The 23,722-nt window shown below is 61.1% G+C and carries 16 protein-coding genes; 10 read left to right on the top strand and 6 right to left on the bottom strand.

All coding sequences use genetic code 11. From position 1 onward, the window contains the following. Positions 1 to 131: 131 nt before the first annotated feature. From ACMGGW_RS21540 to gntK, 4 genes are all read left to right on the top strand, one after another. Positions 132 to 827 (top strand): pirin family protein, encoded by a 696-nt coding sequence (locus ACMGGW_RS21540; RefSeq protein WP_025304570.1) that lies wholly within the window; start codon positions 132 to 134, stop codon positions 825 to 827. Positions 828 to 1,120: 293 nt separating this feature from the next. After that, positions 1,121 to 2,116 carry a gluconate operon transcriptional repressor GntR gene (gene gntR / locus ACMGGW_RS21535; RefSeq protein ID WP_025304569.1) on the top strand — a complete coding sequence of 332 codons (996 nt, stop codon included), beginning with the start codon at positions 1,121 to 1,123 and terminating at the stop codon, positions 2,114 to 2,116. 340 nt (positions 2,117 to 2,456) lie between these two features. Continuing rightward, a complete protein-coding gene (gene gntT, locus ACMGGW_RS21530; protein WP_016930400.1) occupies positions 2,457 to 3,773 on the top strand; it encodes a gluconate transporter in 1,317 nt (438 codons plus the stop codon). A gap of 101 nt (positions 3,774 to 3,874) precedes the next feature. After that, entirely contained in the window at positions 3,875 to 4,402 is a 528-nt protein-coding gene (gene gntK, locus ACMGGW_RS21525; protein ID WP_016930399.1) for a gluconokinase, read from the top strand. A 30-nt stretch (positions 4,403 to 4,432) separates the two neighbouring features. Here the strand turns inward: gntK and ACMGGW_RS21520 are convergent, their stop codons facing one another. Continuing rightward, the gene (locus tag ACMGGW_RS21520) at positions 4,433 to 5,026 is read right to left on the bottom strand and encodes a YhgN family NAAT transporter (RefSeq protein WP_197832484.1); all 594 of its coding nucleotides are present in this window, start codon (positions 5,024 to 5,026) and stop codon (positions 4,433 to 4,435) included. Between the two features lie 319 nt (positions 5,027 to 5,345). Here ACMGGW_RS21520 and asd point away from each other — a divergent pair, with 319 nt between their 5' ends. The 6 genes from asd to glgP all read left to right on the top strand — a co-directional run bounded on the left by asd (position 5,346) and on the right by glgP (position 16,506). After that, positions 5,346 to 6,449 carry an aspartate-semialdehyde dehydrogenase gene (gene asd / locus ACMGGW_RS21515; RefSeq protein WP_016930397.1) on the top strand — a complete coding sequence of 368 codons (1,104 nt, stop codon included), beginning with the start codon at positions 5,346 to 5,348 and terminating at the stop codon, positions 6,447 to 6,449. Positions 6,450 to 6,892: 443 nt separating this feature from the next. Continuing rightward, positions 6,893 to 9,079 (top strand): 1,4-alpha-glucan branching enzyme, encoded by a 2,187-nt coding sequence (gene glgB / locus ACMGGW_RS21510; RefSeq protein ID WP_025304568.1) that lies wholly within the window; start codon positions 6,893 to 6,895, stop codon positions 9,077 to 9,079. After that, positions 9,076 to 11,058: a glycogen debranching protein GlgX gene (gene glgX, locus ACMGGW_RS21505; RefSeq protein ID WP_060435146.1), complete on the top strand. Its 1,983-nt coding sequence runs from the start codon at positions 9,076 to 9,078 to the stop codon at positions 11,056 to 11,058. Before glgB ends, glgX begins: the two co-directional genes overlap by 4 nt. A 15-nt stretch (positions 11,059 to 11,073) precedes the next feature. Continuing rightward, complete coding sequence (gene glgC, locus ACMGGW_RS21500) at positions 11,074 to 12,351, top strand: glucose-1-phosphate adenylyltransferase (protein WP_025304566.1); 1,278 nt, start codon at positions 11,074 to 11,076, stop codon at positions 12,349 to 12,351. A 135-nt stretch (positions 12,352 to 12,486) separates the two neighbouring features. Continuing rightward, positions 12,487 to 13,917: a glycogen synthase GlgA gene (gene glgA / locus ACMGGW_RS21495; RefSeq protein WP_025304565.1), complete on the top strand. Its 1,431-nt coding sequence runs from the start codon at positions 12,487 to 12,489 to the stop codon at positions 13,915 to 13,917. 141 nt (positions 13,918 to 14,058) lie between these two features. Further along, on the top strand, positions 14,059 to 16,506 hold the full coding sequence (glgP, locus tag ACMGGW_RS21490) for a glycogen phosphorylase (protein WP_025304564.1): 2,448 nt from the start codon (positions 14,059 to 14,061) through the stop codon (positions 16,504 to 16,506). 67 nt (positions 16,507 to 16,573) lie between these two features. On the opposite strand, the gene glpD is transcribed toward glgP, so the two are convergent. The 5 genes from glpD to malT form a co-directional block, all read right to left on the bottom strand. Then, positions 16,574 to 18,082, bottom strand: coding sequence for a glycerol-3-phosphate dehydrogenase (gene glpD, locus ACMGGW_RS21485; protein ID WP_043138961.1), 1,509 nt, complete (start codon positions 18,080 to 18,082; stop codon positions 16,574 to 16,576). Between the two features lie 246 nt (positions 18,083 to 18,328). Then, on the bottom strand, positions 18,329 to 19,087 hold the full coding sequence (locus ACMGGW_RS21480; protein ID WP_004930797.1) for a DeoR/GlpR family transcriptional regulator: 759 nt from the start codon (positions 19,085 to 19,087) through the stop codon (positions 18,329 to 18,331). 50 nt (positions 19,088 to 19,137) lie between these two features. Beyond that, a complete protein-coding gene (gene glpG, locus ACMGGW_RS21475; RefSeq protein ID WP_043138958.1) occupies positions 19,138 to 19,974 on the bottom strand; it encodes a rhomboid family intramembrane serine protease GlpG in 837 nt (278 codons plus the stop codon). 171 nt (positions 19,975 to 20,145) lie between these two features. Continuing rightward, the gene (gene glpE / locus ACMGGW_RS21470; protein WP_004930790.1) at positions 20,146 to 20,472 is read right to left on the bottom strand and encodes a thiosulfate sulfurtransferase GlpE; all 327 of its coding nucleotides are present in this window, start codon (positions 20,470 to 20,472) and stop codon (positions 20,146 to 20,148) included. Positions 20,473 to 20,554: 82 nt separating this feature from the next. Then, complete coding sequence (malT, locus tag ACMGGW_RS21465; RefSeq protein ID WP_043138955.1) at positions 20,555 to 23,269, bottom strand: HTH-type transcriptional regulator MalT; 2,715 nt, start codon at positions 23,267 to 23,269, stop codon at positions 20,555 to 20,557. Between the last annotated feature and the right edge of the window lie 453 nt (positions 23,270 to 23,722).

The raw sequence follows: 23,722 nt of genomic DNA, 5'->3' as shown, positions 1-23,722 counted from the left end.
GCCTTCAACAAATCCGCTGCCCATCCGCTGTTTCATTCCATCGAAATTTTTGAACAGAGGCATGAGTTTTTTACGCTTTCTTATTCTGCTGGCAGGACTAGACTGTAAAAAAACATTGAGGAGAGTTGAATATGATTTATGTACGTAAAGCGGAAGACCGCGGCCACGCCAATCATGGCTGGCTGGATAGCTGGCACACCTTCTCATTTGCCGATTACTACGATCCGAACTTTATGGGATTCTCGGCGCTGCGGGTGATCAACGAAGATATGATCGATGCAGGGCAGGGTTTCGGTACTCACCCGCATAAAGACATGGAAATCCTGACCTACGTGCTGAGCGGCACGGTGGAACATCAGGACAGCATGGGCAACAAGGAGCAGATCCAGGCCGGTGAATTCCAGATCATGAGTGCGGGCACCGGGGTGCGTCACTCCGAGTACAACGCCAATCAGGATCGTCCGTTGCACCTGTACCAGATTTGGATCATCCCGGATCAGGTCGGGCTTGAGCCACGCTATGAGCAGCGCATGTTCGACGCGCCGCAGGGCCGTCAGCTGGTGCTGTCGCCGGATGCGCGTGACGGCTCGCTGAAGGTGTTCCAGGATATGACGCTGTCGCGTTGGGCGCTGAATAAAGGCGAGCAGGGGGAATGCCCGATCGCCGCCGGCCGTCGCGTTTGGATCCAGGTGGTGCGCGGCAAGGTCTCGGTCAACGGCCAGACCGCCGGCATCAGCGACGCGTTCGCGGTGTGGGATGAATCGGCACTGACGATCCAGGCCGACGAAGAGAGCGAAATCCTGCTGTTCGATCTGCCGCCGGTGTGATTAAGCGGTAAATATCAAGGGCTCACGGTGTGAGCCCTTGAGGTGAGTGACTCGCCTGCCGACGTTGCCTGACTTAACGCCGGCAAAACATATAAAAACAAGGAAAATCAATTTATTGATTTTCGGTTGATCGTCACAAAGGGGGAGAAACCACGCTTTTTCCCCTTTGTCTGCGTATGAAGGGCTCACGATGTGAGCCCTTTTTGCGTTGGCCGTCGCATAACCGACAATATCGGCCCGCCGTTTTTTTTGCTAAAATGACTGCCCATTCATGGTTAGTCAGTTCATTGATAATGAAGAAAAAACGGCCGGTACTCCAGGATGTGGCGGACAAGGTGGGCGTGACCAAGATGACGGTGAGCCGTTATCTGCGCAATCCCGACCAGGTTTCCGTCGCCCTGCAGCAAAAAATCGCCGTCGCGCTGGATGAGCTGGGCTACATCCCCAACCGCGCGCCGGACATCCTCTCCAACGCCACCAGCCGGGCGATTGGCGTGCTGTTGCCGTCGTTGACCAACCAGGTGTTCGCCGAAGTGCTGCGCGGCATCGAAAGCGTGACCGACGCGCACAACTACCAGACCATGCTGGCGCACTATGGCTACCTGCCGGAGCGTGAAGAAGAACGTCTGACCTCGCTGCTGTCTTACAATATCGACGGCCTGATCCTGTCTGAGCGCCATCACACGCCGCGCACCCTGAAAATGATCGAGGTGGCGGGCATTCCGGTGGTGGAGCTGATGGACTGCGTCTCGCCGTGCATCGATCTGGCGGTGGGCTTCAACAACTTCGAGGCGGCGCGCCAGATGACCCAGCAGATCATCGCGCACGGCCACCGTCACGTGGTCTATTTCGGCGCCCGTCAGGATGAACGTACCATCATCAAGCAGCAGGGGTATGAGCAGGCGATGCGTGAATCCGGCCTGGAACCGTACAGCATCATGACCGCGCGATCTTCCTCCTATTCCGCCGGCGGTGAACTGCTGCGCGTGGCGCAGCGCGACTATCCGCAGATCGACAGTATCTTCTGCACCAACGATGACCTGGCGATCGGCGCGGCCTTCGAGTGCCAGCGGCAGGGGCTGTCGATCCCGCAGGACATGGCGATCGCCGGCTTCCACGGCCATGACATCGGCCAGGTGATGGTGCCGAAGCTGGCCAGCGTGCTGACGCCGCGTGAACGCATGGGGCAGATCGGCGCCGAGCGCTTGCTGGCCCGGCTGCGCGGTGAAACGGTGTGCCCACGCATGGTGGACGTCGGTTTCACTGTGATCCCCGGTGGCAGTATCTGAGCCATTTTAACGTTCTGTTTTAACACCCTTTCTTTTTGCAGCGCGCCCTGAGGCGCGCTGGTTATCCCGCCTGTAAGCCCGCCGCTCGTTGCCGACATAAGTTTGATCTCTGTCCCAGAACGCGAATTTTAGCCGCTTACCCGGTTCCGGCGCTCATGTTGTTACCGGTATCATGATACCGGTAACAACGAGTGTGCGGTCATCTTGCTGCAAGACTGAACCTCTGACTCAACAACACCTACAGCTCTTCTTAAACACCGGGAAAGAGCCTAAAAATAAAACAACCGCACGCTTTACGCCTATCGTAAAGAGAGTCGCGATAAAAGGTTGGAGAAAAACTATGCCATTAGTGATTGTTGCAGGCGGCGTAGCGCTGCTGCTGCTGCTGATGATCCGCTTCAAGCTGAACGGCTTTATCTCTCTGGTTCTGGTTGCCCTGGCGGTCGGGATTGCACAGGGTATGCCGGTCGATAAGGTCATCGGCTCCATCAAGGCCGGCGTGGGCGGTACGCTAGGCAGCCTGGCGCTGATCATGGGCTTCGGCGCCATGCTCGGCAAGCTGCTGGCGGACTGCGGCGGCGCACAGCGCATCGCCACCACGCTGATCGACAAGTTCGGCAGAAAACACATTCAATGGGCGGTGGTGCTGACCGGCTTCACCGTCGGCTTCGCGCTGTTCTACGAAGTGGGCTTCGTGCTGTTGCTGCCGCTGGTGTTCACCATCGCCGCCTCCGCACGCATTCCGCTGCTGTACGTCGGCGTGCCGATGGCCGCCGCGCTGTCGGTGACTCACGGCTTCCTGCCACCGCATCCAGGCCCGACCGCCATCGCCACCATCTTCCATGCTGACATGGGTAAAACCCTGTTGTACGGCACGCTGCTGGCGATCCCGACGGTGATCCTGGCCGGCCCGGTCTATGCCCGCTTCCTGAAAGGCATCGACAAGCCGGTGCCGGAAGGCCTGTACAACCCGAAAACCTTTACCGACGCGGAGATGCCGAGCTTTGGCGTCAGCGTTGCCACGTCGCTGGTGCCGGTGATCCTGATGGCGCTGCGCGCGGTGGCTGAAATGGTGCTGCCGAAGGGCCACAGCCTGCTGCGCTTCGCCGAGTTCTTCGGCGACCCGGTGATGGCGACCCTGATCGCCGTGCTGATCGCCATCTTCACCTTCGGCCTGAACCGTGGCCGCACCATGGATGAAGTGATGGGCACCATCACCGACTCGATTAAAATCATCGCGATGATGCTGTTGATCATCGGCGGTGGCGGCGCCTTTAAACAGGTGCTGGTGGACAGCGGCGTCGAGCAGTACATCGCCGGCCTGATGGAAGGCAGCAACGTTTCGCCGATTCTGATGGCCTGGTCAATCGCCGCCGCGCTGCGTCTGGCGCTGGGTTCCGCCACCGTGGCGGCAATCACCGCCGGCGGCATCGTCGCGCCGCTGATCGCCACCACCGGCGTCAGCCCTGAGCTGATGGTGATTGCGGTCGGCTCCGGCAGCGTCATCTTCTCGCACGTCAACGATCCGGGCTTCTGGCTGTTCAAGGAGTATTTCAACCTGAGCATCATGGAAACCATCAAATCCTGGTCGGTGCTGGAAACCATCATCTCGGTGTGCGGCCTGGTGGGCTGTCTGCTGCTGGCGACGGTCGTATAATCTTTATCCGGCGCCCTGCGGGGCGTCGGCGTTCCAGAGTATCTTTATCAGTTGGGACGCATTTGGCGCGCTTGCGCCAGTTCCCATAGGGGCATGACACAATGAGCAATCCGCAGAATCACGTATTTATCCTGATGGGCGTATCCGGCAGCGGCAAATCCGCCGTAGCCAGCACTGTCGCCCACGAGGCCGAGGCCGCCATGCTGGACGGCGATTATCTGCATCCGCGCGCCAACATCAACAAAATGGCTGCCGGGCACGCGCTGGACGACAACGATCGCGCCCCGTGGCTGGCGGCCTTGAACGACGCCATCTTCGCCATGCAACGCACCAATCCCGTGTCGCTGCTGGTCTGCTCGGCGTTGAAAAAAAGCTATCGTGACCGCCTGCGCGAAGGGAATAGCAACCTGCATTTCCTCTACCTGAAAGGCGACAAGGCGGTGATCGAGGAGCGCCTGAAGCAGCGCAAAGGTCACTTCTTCAAACCGCAGATGCTGGTTTCGCAGTTCGCCACGTTGGAAGAGCCGGGTGAGCAGGAGCCGGATGTGCAAGCGATTGACATCAACCAGCCGCTGGACGGCGTGGTCGCCGATACGCTCGCCTATATTCGCCGCGTTACCGCCCGCTGAGCGCGGGCCGTTGTCGGCGCCGCCAGGCGCCTACAGCTTCATGTAAGCCCGCACGCCGTCCAGGAACATCTGGGTCGACAGCATCACCAGAATCAGCCCCATCAACCGCTCCAGCGCGCTGACGCCTTTGCTGCCCAGCAGGCGCAGGAACAGGTTCGACATCAGCAAAATGGCCGCAGAGAGACCCCAGGCGATCAACAGCGCTGCCACCAGATGGGGCAGCTGATGCGGATACTGGTGCGACAGCAGCATCAGCGCCGCCAGAATCGATGGCCCGGCCACCAGCGGGATCGCCAGCAGCACCAGGAACGGCTCCTCGCCGGCGGACAGCCCGGAGCTGTTCCCCTCCTGCGTGGGGAAAATCATCTTGATGGCGATCAGAAACAGGATGATGCCGCCGGAAATGGAGACGGTTTCGGTGCGCAGATTGAGGAACGCCAGAATTTTCTCGCCGGCGAACAGGAAGATCAGCATCAGCAGCAGGGCGATCAGCAGCTCGCGGATCAGCACCACCCGGCGGCGGCGCGGTTCCAGGTGCTTGAGCACCGACATGAAAATCGGCAGGTTGCCCAGCGGATCCATAATTAAAAACAGCAATACCGTAGCGGAAATCATCTCTGTCATGGTGACCTCGTGATCGGGAAAACGCCTCGGCCTTTTCGGCCGCGTCCTTGCCTATACCCTATGGATTTCAAATTGCAGCTAGGCGCCCAGCGATCGCATCCCCAGGAGCTTACTCAAGTAAGTGACTGGGGATGCGATCGTGCAGGTAACAACGCTGCAGTTTGAAAGACGACGGGTATATAAGAAGGATTGCTGAGAAATCCTCAGCCATCGAATAAATTCACTTTGCGCCCGCGCCGACATTTTGTAAGGTGAGGAGATATTGCACACAACTCGTTATCACCTACATAAGCCCTTATCCGGGCGGGATACAGATATTATGAAAAACGTTGGTTTCATCGGTTGGCGCGGAATGGTCGGCTCGGTTCTCATGCAACGCATGACGGAAGAGCGCGATTTCGACGCCATTCGCCCGGTCTTTTTCTCCACCTCGCAGCACGGTTCTGCCGCGCCGGCCTTCGGCGGCCAGCAAGGCACGCTGCAGGATGCGTATGACATCGACGCACTGAGCGCGCTCGATATCATTATTACCTGTCAGGGCGGCGATTATACCAACGAAGTCTATCCTAAGCTGCGCGCCAGCGGTTGGCAGGGTTACTGGATCGACGCGGCCTCGTCGCTGCGCATGCAGGACGACGCCATTATCATCCTGGATCCGGTCAACCACGCGGTGATCCAGCAGGGCCTGGACAAAGGCATCAAAACCTTCGTCGGCGGCAACTGCACCGTCAGCCTGATGCTGATGTCCCTCGGCGGCCTGTTCGCCAACGATCTGGTGGAGTGGGCGTCGGTCGCCACCTACCAGGCGGCCTCCGGCGGCGGCGCGCGCCACATGCGCGAACTGTTGACCCAAATGGGTATGCTGCACGCCGACGTGGCGAAAGAGCTACAGGACCCGGCTTCCGCCATTCTGGATATCGAGCGCAAGGTGACCGAAGCCACCCGCAGCGGCAAACTGCCGACCGATAACTTCGGCGTGCCGCTGGCCGGCAGCCTGATCCCATGGATCGACAAGCAGCTCGACAACGGCCAGAGCCGCGAAGAGTGGAAAGGCCAGGCGGAAACCAACAAGATTCTGAACACCGGCAGCGTGATCCCGGTCGATGGCCTGTGCGTGCGCGTGGGCGCGCTGCGCTGCCACAGCCAGGCGTTCACCCTGAAGCTGAAAAAAGACGTGTCGCTGCCGGAAATCGAGCAGATGCTGGCGACGCACAACGACTGGGTGCGCGTGATCCCGAACGACCGCGAGCTGACCATGCGCGAACTGACGCCGGCGGCGGTGACCGGCACGCTGAATACGCCGGTCGGCCGTCTGCGCAAGCTGAACATGGGGCCAGAGTACCTGTCGGCGTTCACCGTGGGCGACCAGCTGCTGTGGGGCGCGGCCGAGCCGCTGCGCCGCATGCTGCGCATCCTGTTGTAAACCCGCACTTCCTGGGGGCTGGCTGATTTCAGCCCCCTAAAGCCTTATTTTCCGCCTTTTTGTTCGCCGCGCACCGCGTCGGACAACGTCACCGCAAGCCTCGTTTCACTGGGCTTCACCCCGCATATCGCCTCGTCGGCCGCCGCATTCAGACGCCGCCGGGCTGGCAGTTTTCTTAATGAAGAATTTTCCTGAGCAATGCTGAGCAGTTTTTAACAGACATTGGCTATGCTTAACGCATGGGTGAACACTTTTTCACCATGACTGAAATATTTCAAAAAATAAGCATAAAGAGCGAAATTCAGGTCGGCAGAGTAAAGATTGGTCAATAACCGACCGCAATCACGCTTTAGAGTCCGAATGCATTGCATGATGACCAAAACGGCCAAGGAATAACCAACAAGCCGTGCTTAGATCATGCTGTTAATCTAAGGAAGAAGACTATGCCTGTACTTCCCGATCGTGACGTGATTGATCAGATCATCTCCGGCCATTACGCCGACCCTTTTGCTCTGCTTGGCATGCATGCGACCGATAACGGTCTGCAGGTGCGCGCGCTGCTGCCGGACGCCGGCGCAGTCTGGCTGGTAGAACAGCAAACCGGCCGGCGGCTGGTGCAGCTGAACTGCGACGATCCGCGCGGTTTCTTCAGCGCCGTGGTGCCGCGGCGAAAAAATCCTTTCCGCTATCAGCTGCAGGTCAGCTGGCGCGATCACCAACAGACTGTCGACGATCCCTACCGGTTTGGCCCGCTGCTGCAGGATATCGACAGTTGGCTATTGGCCGAGGGCACGCATTTGCGTCCCTATGAACGGCTGGGCGCCCACCTCGTTACGCTGGATGGCATCGACGGCGTCAGTTTTGCGGTCTGGGCGCCCAACGCCCAGCGCGTCTCGGTGGTGGGGGAGTTCAACTTCTGGGACGGCCGCCGCCATCCGATGCGTCTGCGGCGTGAGAACGGCATTTGGGAGCTGTTCCTGCCCGGCGTGCGGGCCGGCCAGCTGTACAAATATGAAATCGTCGATTGCTACGGCAATACCCAGCTGAAAGCCGATCCTTACGCCTTTGAGGCGCAGATGCGCCCGGATACCGCCTCGCTGGTGGCGCCGCTGCCGGAGGGGGTGCCGTCGACGCCGGCGCGCCGCCGCGCCAACGATTTTGACCAGCCGATCGCCATCTACGAGGTGCATCTCGGCTCATGGCGCCGCCACACCGATAATCACTTCTGGCTTAGCTATGGCGAGCTGGCGGTGCAGCTTATCGACTATGTGAAGGACATGGGATTCACCCATATCGAGCTGCTGCCGATCAACGAGCACCCGTTCGACGGCAGCTGGGGCTATCAGCCGCTGGGGCTGTATGCGCCGACCCGTCGCTTCGGCACGCCGGCCGATTTCAGGGCGTTCGTGGCGGCGGCGCATGAGGCGGGCATCAACGTGATCCTTGACTGGGTGCCGGGGCACTTCCCGAGCGACGCCTACGGCCTGGCGAATTTCGACGGCACCGCGCTGTACGAATACGCCGATCCGCGTGAGGGCTACCACCAGGACTGGAATACGCTGATCTACAACTACGGCCGTCACGAGGTGCGCAACTACCTGGCGGGCAACGCGCTGTATTGGCTGGAGCGTTTCGGTATCGATGCGCTGCGGGTCGATGCGGTGGCGTCGATGATTTATCGCGACTACAGCCGCGCCGACGGCGAGTGGGTGCCGAATTACTACGGTGGCAACGAGAACCTGGAGGCCATCGCCTTCCTGCGTTATACCAACCAAACTATTGGCCAGGCGCAGCCGGGCGCGGTGACGCTGGCGGAGGAGTCCACCGACTATCCCGGCGTCACTCTGCCGCCGGACGCCAACGGCCTGGGGTTCCACTACAAATGGAACCTCGGCTGGATGCACGACACGCTCAATTACATGAAGTGCGATCCGGTGCACCGCAAATATCACCACAACCAGATGACCTTCGGCATGCTGTATGCCTATACCGAGAACTTCGTGTTACCTATCTCGCACGATGAAGTGGTGCACGGCAAAAAATCGGTCCTCGACCGCATGCCGGGCGACGCCTGGCAAAAGTTCGCCAACCTGCGCGCCTATTACGGGTTTATGTGGGCGCATCCGGGCAAAAAGCTGCTGTTTATGGGCTGCGAATTTGCGCAGGGGCGCGAGTGGAATTTCGATACCAGCCTCGACTGGCATTTATTGGAAGGGTTGGATAACTGGCATAACGGCGTGCAGCGGCTGGTGCGCGATCTGAACCACTGCTACCGGCAGCAGGCGCCGCTGTACGAGCGCGACTACCGGCCGGACGGCTTCGAGTGGCTGGTGGTCGACGATCACGATAACTCGGTGTTCGCCTTCGCGCGCTACGATTCGCAGGGCAATGAGCTGATCGCCATCAGCAACTTTACCCCGGTGCCGCGCTACCGCTACCGCATCGGCCTCTCGCGCGCCGGTGACTACCGCGAGATCCTCAATACCGATTCGCACCACTATCACGGCAGCAACGCCGGCAATCAGGGGCGGGTCTCTTCTGAAGCGGTCGGCAGCCACGGCCGCGACTTCTCCATCTGCGTAACGCTGCCGCCGCTGGCGACCATTTATCTGCTGCGGGAGGCGCCATGACGGAGCTGACGGCCGGCCTCGCCGCGCCGCTGGGCGCGCATTACGACGGCGAAGGCATCAACTTTACCCTGTACTCGGCGCACGCCGAGCGGGTGGAGCTGTGCCTGTTCGACGGCCAGCAGCGCGAAGTGCGCCTGCCGCTGCCGGCGCGCAGCGGCGATATCTGGCATGGCTATTTGCCGGGCGGCAGGCCGGGGCAACGTTACGGTTACCGGGTCTACGGCCCGTTTGACCCGGCGAACGGACAGCGTTTCAACCCCAACAAACTGGCGCTCGATCCAGCCGCGCGCGCGGTGGAAGGGCCGGTGGGGGACCACCCGCACCTGCACGGCGGTTATGAGCAGCCGGACCCGCACGACAGCGCAGAGCTAATGCCGAAATGTGTGGTGGTGGACGAACGGTATGACTGGCAGGACGATCGCCCGCCTGCCACGCCCTGGGGCCAGACGGTGATTTATGAAGCGCACGTGCGCGGCCTGACGCTGCTGCACCCGAAGATCCCGCCGGCGCTGCGCGGCAGCTTCGCCGCATTGGGGCACCCGGCGATGATCGCCCACTTCAAACGCCTCGGCATCACCGCGCTGGAACTGCTGCCGGTGCAGCAACATACCTCCGAACCGCGCCTGCAGCGGTTGGGGCTGATCAACTATTGGGGCTATAACGTGCTGGCGCCCTATGCGCCGGACAACCGCTACGCCAGCCTGAGCACCGATGCCACGCCGCTGAACGAATTCCGCGATGCGGTCAAGGCGCTGCACCAAGCCGGCATCGAGGTGATCCTGGACGTGGTGTTTAACCACAGCGCCGAGCTGGATAGGGACGGGCCGATGCTGTCGCTGAGCGGCATCGATAACCTGAGCTACTACTGGCTGACGCCCGAAGGGGACTATGTCAACGACACCGGCTGCGGCAACACGCTGCGGTTGGATCAGCCGCAAGGCGTGGCCTGGGTGATGGATTGCCTGCGTTTTTGGGTACGGGAGTGCCACGTCGACGGCTTCCGTTTCGATCTGGGCAGCGTGCTCGGCCGCACGCCGGAGTTCGATCGCGATGCCCCGCTGTTCCAGGCGATGCTGGCGGACGATGTGCTGTCGCGCTGCAAGCTGATCGCTGAACCCTGGGACGTTGGCCCCGGTGGCTATCAGGTGGGGGCGTTTCCCGGCCGCTTCGCCGAATGGAACGACCATTACCGCGATGACATGCGCCGTTTCTGGCTGCAGAGCGGCGTGTCGCTCGGCCAGTTCGCCCGGCGTTTTGCCGCTTCCAGCGATCTGTATAACCAGCGCGGGCGAGCGCCTTACGCCACCGTCAATATGCTGACCGCCCATGATGGTTTTACCCTGCAAGACGTGGTCAGCTTCAATGAGAAACACAATCAGCCCAACGGCGAGGGCAACCGCGACGGCAGCGATCGCAATTTCAGCAACAACCACGGCGTCGAAGGCCTGGTGGCCGACGACGCCATTGTGCAACGCCGCAGGGCCAGCCAGCGGGCGATGCTCGCTACGCTGTTGCTGTCCCAGGGAACGCCGATGCTGCTGGCCGGCGATGAACAGGGACACAGCCAGCAGGGGAACAACAATGCCTATTGTCAGGACAACGCCACCACCTGGCTCGATTGGGCCACGGCGGACGATGCGCTAACCGATTACGTCGCGGCACTGATCGCGCTGCGCCGCCAGATCCCCGCGCTGCAGCAGGACCGCTGGTGGCAGCAGGATGACGGCAGCGTGCAGTGGCTGAACGCGCAAGGGCAGGCGCTCGACGCGCAGCAGTGGGAGCAGGGCGAGCCGCTCATGCAGATCCTGCTGTCGCAGCGCTGGCTGCTGCTGATCAACGCCACGCCGCAAACGACGGAGATGAGGTTGCCGGAAGGCGATTGGCAGGTTGTCGCCCCGTTCACTCAGGAAGACTCACGGGCGGTATTGCCCGCCTGGCACCAGGCCGCGCGCTCGCTTTGCGTACTGGTACGGAAATAATAAAAGGAGTCCGCTATGGTTAGGTTTGAAAATAAAGACCCCCTGATGTTGGCGCGCCAGTTGCCGATTAAATCCGTAGCGCTGATCCTGGCCGGCGGCCGCGGTTCACGTCTGAAAGATTTGACCTCCACCCGCGCCAAGCCCGCCGTCCACTTTGGCGGCAAATTCCGCATCATCGACTTCGCCTTGTCGAACTGCCTGAACTCCGGCATCCGCCGCATCGGCGTGATCACCCAATACCAGTCGCACACGCTGGTGCAGCACATTCAGCGCGGCTGGTCATTCCTCAACGAGGAGATGAATGAGTTCGTCGATCTGCTGCCGGCCCAGCAGCGCCTCAGCACCGAGCATTGGTACAAGGGCACCGCAGACGCGGTGTACCAGAACCTGGATATCATCCGCCGCTACGAGGCCGAATACGTGGTGATCCTGGCGGGCGATCACATCTACAAGATGGATTATTCGCGCATGCTGATCGACCACGTCGAGAAGGGCGCTCAGTGCACTGTGGCTTGCCTGCCGGTGCCGCGCAGCGAGGCCGGTGAATTCGGCGTGATGAAGGTGGATGAAAGCGATCGCATCATCGAGTTTCTGGAAAAACCCACCGATCCGCCGGCGATGCCGGGCAACCCGGATATGTCGCTGGCCAGCATGGGCATCTATATTTTTAATGCCGCCTACCTGTTCCAGCTATTGGAGGAGGATATGTCGACCCCCGGCTCCAGCCACGACTTCGGCAAGGATCTGATCCCGAAAATCACCGCGCAGCAGGCGGCGTGGGCACATCCGTTTACCTTATCCTGCGTGACGTCCAACCCCGACTTGCCGCCGTACTGGCGCGACGTGGGCACGCTGGACGCCTACTGGCGCGCCAATCTCGATCTGGCGTCGGTGACGCCGGAGCTGGACATGTACGACCGCGCCTGGCCGATCCGCACCCACATGGAACCGCTGCCGCCGGCCAAGTTTGTGCAGGATCGCTCCGGTAGCCATGGCATGACCATGAATTCGCTGGTGTCCGGCGGTTGCATCGTGTCTGGGTCGGTGGTGGTGCATTCGGTGCTGTTCCCGCGCGTGCGAGTGAACTCGTTTTGCACCATCGACTCTACCGTATTGTTGCCGGACGTGAACGTCGGCCGTTCCTGCCGCCTGCGGCGCTGCATCATCGACCGCGCCTGCCACATTCCGGAGGGCATGGTGATCGGGGAAAACGCCGATGAGGACAGCAAGCGTTTTTATCGCTCGGAAGGCGGCATCGTGCTGGTGACGCGCGAAATGTTGTCAAAATTGTGAGTTAACGTGGGCGGCAGAACGATAGCCTGCCGCCCGATGAACGGTTCGATGGCTTGCGCAACGCGGCACACATAACAGCGGCAAGCCTGCTTTATTTCTTATCCAGAGGCCTTCGGCCGACTTTCAGGAGTGATAATGCAGGTCTTACACGTATGTTCTGAAATGTTCCCCCTGCTGAAAACGGGCGGACTCGCAGACGTGGTTGGCGCACTGCCGGCGGCGCAAATCGCCGAAGGCGCCGATGTTCGGGTGCTATTGCCCGCTTTCCCTGACGTACGCAACGGCATTCCGGACACCGTGCTGGTGGCGGAAATCGATTCGTTCGCCGGCCGGGTGGGCCTGCGTTACGGCACCTATCATGGCGTGGGCATTTACCTGATCGATGCGCCCTGGCTGTATGACCGGCCGGGCAGCCCGTACCACGATCAGTCCATGTACGCCTACCCCGACAACCACCGGCGCTTTGCGCTGCTGGGCTGGATGGCCTGCGAGCTGGCCAAGGGGCTGGATCGCTACTGGCGCCCGCAGCTGGTGCACGCCCACGACTGGCACGCCGGTCTCAGCTGCGCCTATCTGGCCGCCAACGGCCACCCAGCGCGTTCGGTGTTCACGGTGCACAACCTGGCCTACCAGGGGCTGTTCTCCGCCCATCACGTGACCGAGCTGTGGCTGCCGGCGTCGTTTTACAACGTCTATGGCCTGGAGTTCTACGGCCAGATGTCGTTCCTCAAGGCCGGGTTGTTTTATGCCGACCACGTGACCGCCGTCAGCCCGACCTATGCGCGCGAGATCACCCGGCCGGAGTTCGGCTACGGCATGGAGGGGCTGCTGCAGGAGCGGCAGCGGCAGGGCAGGCTGAGCGGCATCCTCAACGGCGTGGACGACAAGATTTGGGATCCGGCCCACGACCCGCGGCTGAGCGCCCGCTATGACGCCGACGATCTGAAAAGCAAGGTCAAAAACAAGCTGCATCTGCAAAAGGCCATGGGACTGAAGGTGGACGAATCGCTGCCGGTGTTCGCGGTGGTGAGCCGATTGACCAACCAGAAAGGCCTCGATCTGGTGCTGCAGGCGTTGCCCGAATTGCTGGCGCAGGGCGGGCAGTTGGCGCTGCTGGGCGCCGGCGACGCGGTGCTGCAGCAGGCGTTTCTGGCCGCCGCCGCCGACTACCCTGAGCAGGTCGGCGTGCAGATCGGTTATCACGAATCCTTCTCCCACCGCATCATCGGCGGCGCCGACGTGATTCTGGTGCCGAGCCGCTTCGAGCCCTGCGGCCTGACGCAGCTCTACGGCCTGAAATACGGCACGCTGCCGCTGGTGCGCCGTACCGGCGGGCTGGCGGACACGGTCGTGGACTGCGCCCTAGAGAACCTGGCCGACGGCACCGCCAGCGGATTTGTGTTCGACGATTGCGACGCCGTCGCGCTGGGCAACGCCATCCGCCGCGCCATGGTGCTGTGGAGCCGGCCGAAACACTGGCGCCACGTTCAGCGCCACGCCATGAGTGTGGACTTCGGCTGGCCGGTGGCGGCGAAAGAGTATTTATCGCTTTATCAACGCTTGTAGCCCGCGTTTCGCGTCTCGGGTTGACGCACGGCGGGCAGCCGTAAGGGTAGATTGTCGGGGCGCGGTGTACCGCGTCCATGTTCAGCGGAGCCCGCTATTCCGCGGCGAATGGCGGGGCTCCCTACAAGGGATTAAAAAGCCATGACTTCACCGTTTAGTTACACCTCACCTACGGTCAGTGTGGAAGCGCTGAAACACTCCATCGCCTATAAGCTGATGTTTATCGTCGGCAAGGATCCGGCTATCGCCAACCGGCACGATTGGCTGAACGCCGTGCTGTTCGCGGTGCGCGATCGCATGGTGGAGCGCTGGCTGCGTTCCAACCGCGCCCAGCTGTCTCAAGACGTGCGGCAGGTGTATTACCTGTCGATGGAGTTCCTGATCGGCCGCACTCTGTCTAACGCGCTGCTGTCGATGGGCATCTATCAGGATATCGACAATGCGCTGAATGAGATGGGGCTGAACCTGGCGGAGCTGCTGGAGGAAGAGAACGACCCCGGGCTCGGTAACGGCGGTCTGGGCCGGCTGGCGGCCTGCTTCCTCGACTCGCTGGCCACGCTGGCGCTGCCGGGGCGCGGCTACGGCATTCGCTATGAATACGGCATGTTCAAGCAGAACATCGTCAACGGCCAACAGATGGAATCGCCGGACTACTGGCTGGAGTACGGCAATCCGTGGGAGTTTCCGCGCCATAACACTCGCTACAAGGTGCGCTTCGGCGGCCGCGTGCAGCAGGAGGGCGCCAAGGCGCGTTGGCTGGAGACCGAAGAGGTCGTGGCCATCGCCTACGATCAGGTGATCCCCGGTTTTGACACTGACGCCACCAACACGCTGCGGTTATGGGGCGCGCAGGCCAGTAACGAGATCAACCTCGGCAAGTTCAACCAGGGCGATTACTTCGCGGCGGTGGAAGATAAAAACCATTCGGAGAACGTGTCGCGCGTGCTGTATCCGGACGATTCGACCTCCTCCGGGCGCGAACTGCGGCTGCGGCAGGAGTATTTCCTGGTGTCGGCCACGGTACAGGATATCCTCAATCGCCATTGGCTGATGCACAAAACCTTCGACAACCTGGCGGACAAAATCGCCATTCACCTCAACGACACCCACCCGGTATTGTCGATTCCCGAGCTGATGCACCGGCTGATCGACGAGCACAAATTCAAGTGGCTCGACGCCTGGGAAGTGGTGGAGCAGGTGTTCTCTTACACCAACCACACGCTGATGAGCGAGGCGCTGGAAACCTGGCCGCTGGACATGATAGGCCGCATCTTGCCGCGCCACCTGCAGCTGATTTTCGAAATCAACGATCACTTCCTCAAGATGGTGCAGGAAGTGGCGCCGGGCGACAACGATCTGCTGGCGCGGGTCTCGATCATCGACGAAACCAACGGCCGCCGGGTGCGCATGGCGTGGCTGGCGGTGGTGGCCAGCCACAAGGTCAACGGCGTTTCCGCTCTGCATTCTGAACTGATGGTGCAGTCGTTGTTCGCCGACTTCGCCCGGCTGTTCCCGACTCGTTTCTGCAACAAAACCAACGGGGTAACGCCGCGTCGTTGGCTGGCGCTGGCCAACCCGCCGCTGGCGGCGGTGCTGGACGACTGCATCGGCCAAACCTGGCGCACCGATCTCAGCCAACTGAGCGAGATCCAGGCCAATATCGACTACCCGAGCTTCCTGCAGGCGGTACAGCGCGCCAAGCGGCAGAACAAGGAGCGGCTGGCGCTGTATATCGCCAAAACGCTCAACGTGGTGGTTAACCCGGATGCGTTGTTCGACGTGCAGATCAAGCGCATCCACGAGTACAAACGGCAGCTGCTCAACGTGCTGCACGTCATCACGCTGTATAACCGTTTGCTGGACGATCCGGAGATCGAGCGCGTGCCGCGGGTGGTGATCTTCGCCGGCAAGGCGGCCTCGGCCTACTATGCCGCCAAGCAGATCATCCGCTTGATCAACGACGTGGCCAAAGTGATCAACAACGATCCGCGCGTGCATACCCAACTGAAGGTGGTGTTCATTCCGAACTACGGCGTCAGCCTGGCGCAGATCATCATCCCGGCGGCGGATCTGTCCGAACAGATCTCGCTGGCGGGCACCGAGGCCTCGGGCACCAGCAATATGAAGTTCGCGCTGAACGGCGCGCTGACCATCGGCACGCTGGACGGCGCCAACGTCGAGATGCGCGAGCACGTGGGGGAGGAGAACATCTTTATCTTCGGCAATACCGCCGAGCAGGTCGAGGAGCTGCGCCGCAACGGTTACAACCCGCGCCAGTACTATGAGCAAGACCCGGAGCTGCATCAGGCGCTGACGCAGATCGCCACCGGCGTGTTCAGCCCGGAAGAGCCGAAACGCTATGGCAATCTGTTCGACTCGCTGGTCAACCTCGGCGACCACTATCAGCTGTTGGCGGATTACCGCAGCTATGTGGACACGCAGGACAAGGTGGACGAGGTCTATCTCAATCAGGACGAATGGACGCGGCGCGCGGTGCTGAACATCGCCAACATGGGCTACTTCTCCTCCGATCGCACCATTCAGGAATACGCGGACGAAATCTGGCACATTCAGCCGGTGAAGCTGTAAAGCGGGGCAGGAAAAAAGCAAAGGGCCGGATAATCGGCCCTTTTTCGTTTTTTCGTTACGCTGCGGCTCAGGAAGCCAGAGACAGCGCTTTCGTTTTCGCGTGTTCTGCCAGCCAGGCTTTCACTCGCGCCTGCTGCGCCTCGTCCAGCCACATACCCAGCTTGGTACGGCGCCAGATGGCGTCGGCCAGCTCTACGACCCACTCTTTCTCGGTCAGGTAGCGCAGCTCGGCTTCATACAGACCGTGGCCGAAATCTTCGCCCAGATCGGCGAGGCCGTTGGCGCCGGCCAGGATCAGCTCGCTCTGGCTGCCGTAGGTGCGGGCATAGCGGCGCGCGAGAGCTTCCGGCAACCAGCCGTGCGCACGGCGCAGTTTGGCCGCGTAGCCGTCGCGGTCGCCGTCGATGTCACCGCCCGGCAGCGTGGCGTTTTTGGTCCACGCCGGGCCGCAGCCTGGGTAGTAGTGGGCCAGTTTTTCCATCGCATGCTCGGCCAGCTTGCGGTAGGTGGTCAGCTTGCCGCCGAAGACCGACAGCAGCGGCGCTTTGCCCTGCTCATCGTGCACGTCCAGCGTGTAATCGCGGGTGATCGCCTGCGGTGAATCGGACTCGTCGTCGCACAGCGGACGCACGCCGGAGTAAGTCCAGACGATGTCGTCGCGGCCCAGCTGCTTCTTGAAGTGATCGTTGTACACTTTCAGCAGATAAGCGATTTCGTTCTCGTCGATCTTCACGTCCTTCGGATCGCCTTTGTACTCCACGTCGGTGGTGCCGATGATGGAGAACTCGTCATTCCACGGGATCACGAACACGATGCGGTGGTCTTCGTTCTGCAGAATGTAAGACTGCGGCTGATCGTGCACGCGCGGCACCACGATGTGGCTGCCTTTGATCAGACGGATGCCGTAAGGTGATTTCAGCTTCAGGCCGTCGTCGAAGAAGTTTTTCACCCACGGGCCGGTGGCGTTCACCAGGCCTTTGGCGCGCCAGGTGAAGGTTTTGCCGCTGTCGATATCGACCGCTTCCACCATCCACAGGCCGTTTTCACGCCATGCGCGGGTCACTTTGGTGCGGGTGCGCACTTCGCCGCCGCGTTTTTCCACTTCCTGCGCGTTCAGCACCACCAGGCGAGCATCGTCAACCCAGCAGTCGGAATATTCGAAACCGCGCTTCAGTTCAGGCTTCAGCACCGACTCTGGTCCAAAGCGCAACCCCTTGCTGCCCGGCAGGCTGGTGCGTTTGCCCAAGTGATCGTACAGGAACAGGCCGATACGGATCATCCAGGCCGGACGCAGATGCGGCTGGTGCGGCAGGCGGAAACGCATCGGGAACGCGATGTGCGGTGCCAGCTTCAGCAGCACTTCACGCTCGGCCAGCGCTTCGCTCACCAGACGGAATTCGTAGTGTTCCAGGTAGCGCAGGCCACCGTGGATCAGTTTGGAACTGGCGGAAGACGTAGCACAGGCCAAGTCTTGCGCTTCCAGTAGCAGTACCGACAGCCCGCGCCCGGCAGCATCCGCCGCGATGCCGGCACCGTTGATGCCGCCACCGATAACGATCAAGTCTTTGGTTTCCACGTCATCTTCCTCCAGATGTTCGAAATAGCTCTTTCATGTTCGTTTTCGCTCATGATTGTAATCAAAAACCAACAAGCAAGCCAAGACTTAACCAAACAAAAACATTTAGGCGTGATAGAGGTAACAGTTTGGTGATGATAGTCACATAAATGATGTGGATATGGCGCGAGCGCGCAAACGGCTGTCGATGAAGAGGGCGGGGAGTAGGAAACGGGGCGGCGGCGCGCCCCGCAGGTTAACAGCGGATCAGCACAGCTCCAGTTGCACGTCGTACTGCTCGATGATTTTCATCACGCTCGGCGGCGGCAGCTGGTCGGTAAACAGGTAGTCGATCAGGTTCATGTTGCCCAGGTTGACCATGGCGTTGCGGCCGAATTTAGAGTGGTCGGTGACCAGCATCACGCAGCGGGAATTTTCGATAATCGCGCGTTTGGTGCGCACTTCGTGATAGTCGAATTCGAGCAGCGAGCCGTCCATATCGATGCCGCTGATGCCGAGAATGCCGTAATCGAGGCGGAATTGAGAGATAAAGTCCAGGGTGGCTTCGCCCATGATGCCGCCGTCACGGGTGCGCACTTCGCCGCCGGCCAGGATCAGGCGGAAGTCTTCCTTGGCGGTCAGCAGGGTGGCGACGTTGAGGTTGTTGGTGACCACGCGCAGGTTCTTGTGGTTCATCAGCGCATGGGCCACCGCTTCCGGCGTGGTGCCGATATCGATGAACAGCGTGGCGCCGTCCGGGATCTGGCTGGCGACGCGCTGCGCGATGCGGGCTTTCTCTTCCGACCACATCACCTTGCGATCGTTATAGGCAGCGTTGACCGAGCTGGAAGGCAGCGCCGCGCCGCCGTGGTGACGCTGGATCTTGTTCTGGTCGGCCAGGTCATTCAAATCGCGGCGAATCGTTTGCGGGCTGACGTCAAAATGTTCCACCAGCTCTTCCGTGCTGACGTAACCCTGCAGGCGCACCAGCTCGATAATTGCGTCATGACGCTGTGTTTGCTTCACGATAATCCCCTAAAACGCCCGCCATGCCCGCTGGGCACAGCTCCCGGCTGTTATTGTTCGTTGTGTGCGCGATGACGCGTATCCCAAAATGCCATCAATAACCCTAACACTAAACCGGCTACGTGTGCCGCGTTGGCGATCGACATTCCTAAAATATCGAAATATCCGGCCACCAGCCACAGCACCGAGAACACCATCAGGCCGCGCGGCAGCATCAGGCCGCGCTCCGGCGCCCGTTCCCCCGTCAGCCACACATAGCCCATCAGCGCATAGACCACGCCGGAAAGCCCGCCGAACAGCGCGCCGCTGAACAGCGATTGCGCCCAGCCGCTGAAGAAGGCCGACACCACCGCCAGCACGAACAGCTTACCGGCGCCGAGGCGTTTTTCCATCTGGCCGCCGAGATACCACCACCACATCAGGTTAAACAGAATATGCAGCAGGGAGAAGTGCAGGAACGCATGGCTGACCCAGCGCCACAGCTGCGTGTATTGGCTGCTGTCTTGCGGCCAGGAGAGCCAGTACATCACGGTATCGTCACCCAGCACCTGCATCAGGATGTAGACCGCGATGCACAGTACCATCACGCCGAGCGTCAGCGGCCCGGCCTTGCTGCGCAGGGTGTGCAGGTAGGATTCGCTCTGATAGTGCAGGCCGGCGTCGGTATGGCCGGTCTGCCAACTGGCGGCCTGATAACGGCGGTTGAGCGGATCGACCAGAAACTGCTGCAGCTCGTGTTGCACCTGCTCGAGGTGGCTGTCGTCGGCCAGCCAGATTTCCGCCGCCTCGCCGCTGTTGCGCAGCTCAAGCCGGATGCCCTGGGTCGCCATATAGTCGACAAAGGCCAGCGCCAAGCGCGGGTTGGATATGGCGATTACTCTAACCATTGCTCTTCCGTCGTAAGTGAATGATTTTGGCCGCGGCTTGCTCGCCGATGACCCTGACAGCCGATTATAACGTCGAAATCCTGAGCGCTGGCAAACGGATCTGCGAAAAACCCGCGAAAACGCGCATAAAATCGAAGGGAAAGCCCGCCGATGCGCAGCGGGCGGCGGGGATCAAGCAGAGGTTTCCACGTCTTGCGGGTACTGGCGGGCCCAGGCTTCGAAACCGCCGTCGATGCTGTAGACCGCGTCGAACCCCTGGTGCAGCAGGTATTGCGCCGCGCTGCGGCTGCTGTTGCCGTGGTAGCACATCACCATCACCGGCCGCTCGAAGTCGTTTTGCTGCATAAAGGCCGACAGGGTGGCGTTGGTGAGGTGAAAGGCGCCCGGCGTATGCCCGGCTTCAAAACTTTGCGGATCGCGGATGTCGACCAGGGCGGCGCTGCCCTCTTTCCAGCGGGTGTACGCCTGCTCAACGTTGATCGCTTCGAACTGTTCCATACTGCTGACTGCCTCGTTATTGGGGGACGCCGCTATTGTAACCAACTCGGCGGCGTTTAAGACCAGAGGGATATCAGGGTTTTTACGCGCCGTACCCCATCATCTTCAACAGCTGCTGCGCCTGCTGCACCGCCTCCTGGCGATGGGCCACGCCCAGTTTCTGATACAGGTTGCGGATGTGCGTCTTGATGGTGGTGGCCGCCACGTCCAGCTCGCCGGCGATCTGGTCGTTGCTGTAGCCGGAATAGATCAGCCCCAGCACCTGCCATTCACGCTGGGTGAGCGGGCTGGTGCGGATCAGCTCCGGCACCTGCGGGTGGGTCAGCAGCTTATCGACGAAGTTCTCGTCAAAATGCGCGAATTTGTGCCGATGGTGCTGGTTGATGTCGCGCAGGATGCGCTGGGCGCGATGCTGCTCCAGCTCCGGCAACGTGTTGAGCTGGATCAGCTGGCGCAGCTGCTGCGCCATCGCTTCGCCCTCGATGACGAAATGGCTGATAAAGCCGGTGCGGTTAGCCAGCGACAGCGCTTCGATCAGCGCCTGCTGCGCTTCGCCCTTGCGCTCTTGCAGCCAGTACAGCTGGTTGCTGAGCAGCAGATTGCGGTTGAGATCGCTCACCAGCCGCAGGCGGCGGGCGTTCTCGTTCAGTTCATCCAGCACCACCCCGGCCTCTTCATACTGGCCGAGCAGGATTTGCACCCGCGCGATGTTGCGCCATTGGCCCTGCGTGAAGTGGTTGTCCGCCATACCGGGTTTTTCGGTGTGGCGCAGCCACTGGGCGGCGGCGGCGGTGTCGCCGGTCATCTGCCAGTGGATCACCCGCGATTTGTCGGTGTTGGTCAGCCAGTCGCGATGATAATGAGCGCCGTGCAGCAGGGCTTCGCACCGCTGCAGATGGGTATTGGCGTTGTCCAGGTCGCCGCGCGCCAGCGAGCATTTTGCTAACATGGCGATGCACTGCAGCTGCTGTTGCGGTTGGTAGTTCGCCAGAATTTTCAGCCCGGTGCGCGCCGCGTCTTCCGCTTCGTCCAGCCGCGACCACGACCACAGGATCTGCGCGCGAATGCGCAGCAGGAATTCGTGCATCGGCAGCTGTTCCAGGTGCTGTTCGCGGATCAGTTCGAAGGCCTTATCCTGGGTTTCGTAAGCGGCCTGCAGGTAGCCTTGGGCGATAAGAATTTCGCTCTGCTGCAGCAGCGCCCAGAGCGCGTAATGGTTGGCCTGATGACGACGCGCCATCTGTTCGGTTTGCTGCATCATCGGCAGCGCGCGCGCCAGCTCGCCCTTGCAGTGGTGCACTTCGCCGGTCACCGAGGTGGCGACGATGCGGCTGTAGTAGCTGGACAGCGGCAGGAATTTTAACGCTTCGGTCGCCAGCCGCTCGGCTTCTTCCGGTTTGCCGGCGTTGATCGCCACCTGGGCGCGCAGGGCGTCGAACTCGGCGTGCAGCGTTTGGTCTATCTCGATTTTCTGTTCGCGCATGGTGCGCTCGGCGCGCTCCAGCAGGGTATTGACCTCGCTGTAGCGGTGCTGGCTCTGCGCCAGCCAGGCCTGCAGCAGCGCCAGCTTGGGGTTTTGGATCAGGCGCTCATAGGGCAGCGCGTTGAGGCACTCCTCCAGCAAGGCCAGTTCGCTGTGGTGGAACAGCGACCAGGCGTGTTGCAGCAGGATGTCGCGCAGCATGCTGACGTCGCTGGCCGCCAACGCGTGGTGAATGGCCTCCGCCGGATACCCCAGCGCCAGCCAGCCCTCGGCGGCGGCGCGGTGCAACCCCGGCAGCTCCAGCGCCAGTTCCCACTGGCAACGCTGGCGCAGGAAAGAGGCGAACAGCGGGTGGAAGTTGAACCACTCGCCGGTGTCGTCCATGCGGTGGATAAACAGCCCCTGGCGCTCCAGCTCCTCCAGCCGCTGCTGGCCGTTGTCTTCGCCGGTCAGTCGCACGATCAGCGCATCGTTCATCGAACGCAGCACCGAACAGCGCAGAAGGAAAGCGCGCGCATCGGTATCGACGTGGTCCAGCACTTCGTCTACCAGGTAGTCGGACAGGTGACTGGCGTTCAGCCCCGCCAGGCGCTTGGCCGACAGCTGAGCCGACGAGGCGGACTGGCGGGCCGACAGCGCGATCAGCTGCAGCGCGGTGGCCCAGCCTTCGACTTCGTCGCACAGGCGGCTGCTGTCCTGCTGTTCCATCGGCGCCGCCAGGCGGCAGTCGAAGAACTGTTTGGCTTCCTGGTGGGTGAATGCCAGCTGCTGCGTGCCCATTTCCAGCAGCTGATCGCGCACCCGCAAATTGGCGATGCCGAGCGGCGGCAGGGTGCGTGAGAGCAGGATCAGCGTCAGGTTTTCCGGCTGATGGCGCAGGAAGAAGCGCATGGCTTCGTGGATGGCGTCGTTGGTGATCAGGTGGTAGTCGTCGATCACCAGGTACAGCGGCTGGTGCCAGTCGGCCAGCTCGATAAACAGCTGGGCGAACAACGCCGACAGGCTGGCGTACTGGTGTTTCTGGCTCAGCACCTCGCTCTTGACGCAGCGGCCGCCGCTGGCCTGCTGCAGCGCGGCGATCAGGTAGCTGGCGAAGCGCTCCGGCTGGTTGTCGCTCTCATCCAGCGAATACCAGCCCAGATCGGCCTTGCCGGCCGCCCATTGGGCGATCAGCGTGGTTTTCCCGTATCCCGCCGGGCAATTGACCAGTGTCAGGCGATAGTTGCCCGCGCTGGCCAGTTTGGCCAGCAGGCGATCGCGGATCACGGTATTTTGCAGCCGTACCGGGCGGCTCAGTTTTGATGGGATCAGCATAGTATTCCAGGGTATAAATCGCGGTTCCCGCCGGGATTGGAGTGGCGCTAATTATTTTATGGTTCGTAATTAATAGCTCCCCCTAACTTCTGCCAACCCTAAACGTATTGCAACAAGCTTCCGCATCGGCTTGGAGTTAAGTTGCTATCGATCACACTTTTTTACGTTTGGCGCCGGCGCGCGGCGATGCGGTCGCGGATCGCATTTCCGGCCATGGACAAAACTTCAGCAGCGCGAATACTTGTGCTAACGTCATGGTTAACGTTCTCAGTGCTCGCCGCACGCGTTGGCGGGCTTTTTTGCATCGTTGCAAGGGAGTCAAACAGTGCCTGAGATCACAATTCCAGCTACGCCCCAATCCTCCTCCCCAGCTAATCCCCAGGCGGGATGATGCCGTCAGACTTTCTCACCGGCACGATAGCGGCAATTTGACCCACTTACTGGATAGAGAGT

This window comes from Serratia sp. BNK-4, assembly GCF_048685115.1.
Lineage (GTDB): Bacteria > Pseudomonadota > Gammaproteobacteria > Enterobacterales > Enterobacteriaceae > Serratia > Serratia bockelmannii.
This window is presented reverse-complemented; position numbering and strand designations above follow the sequence as displayed.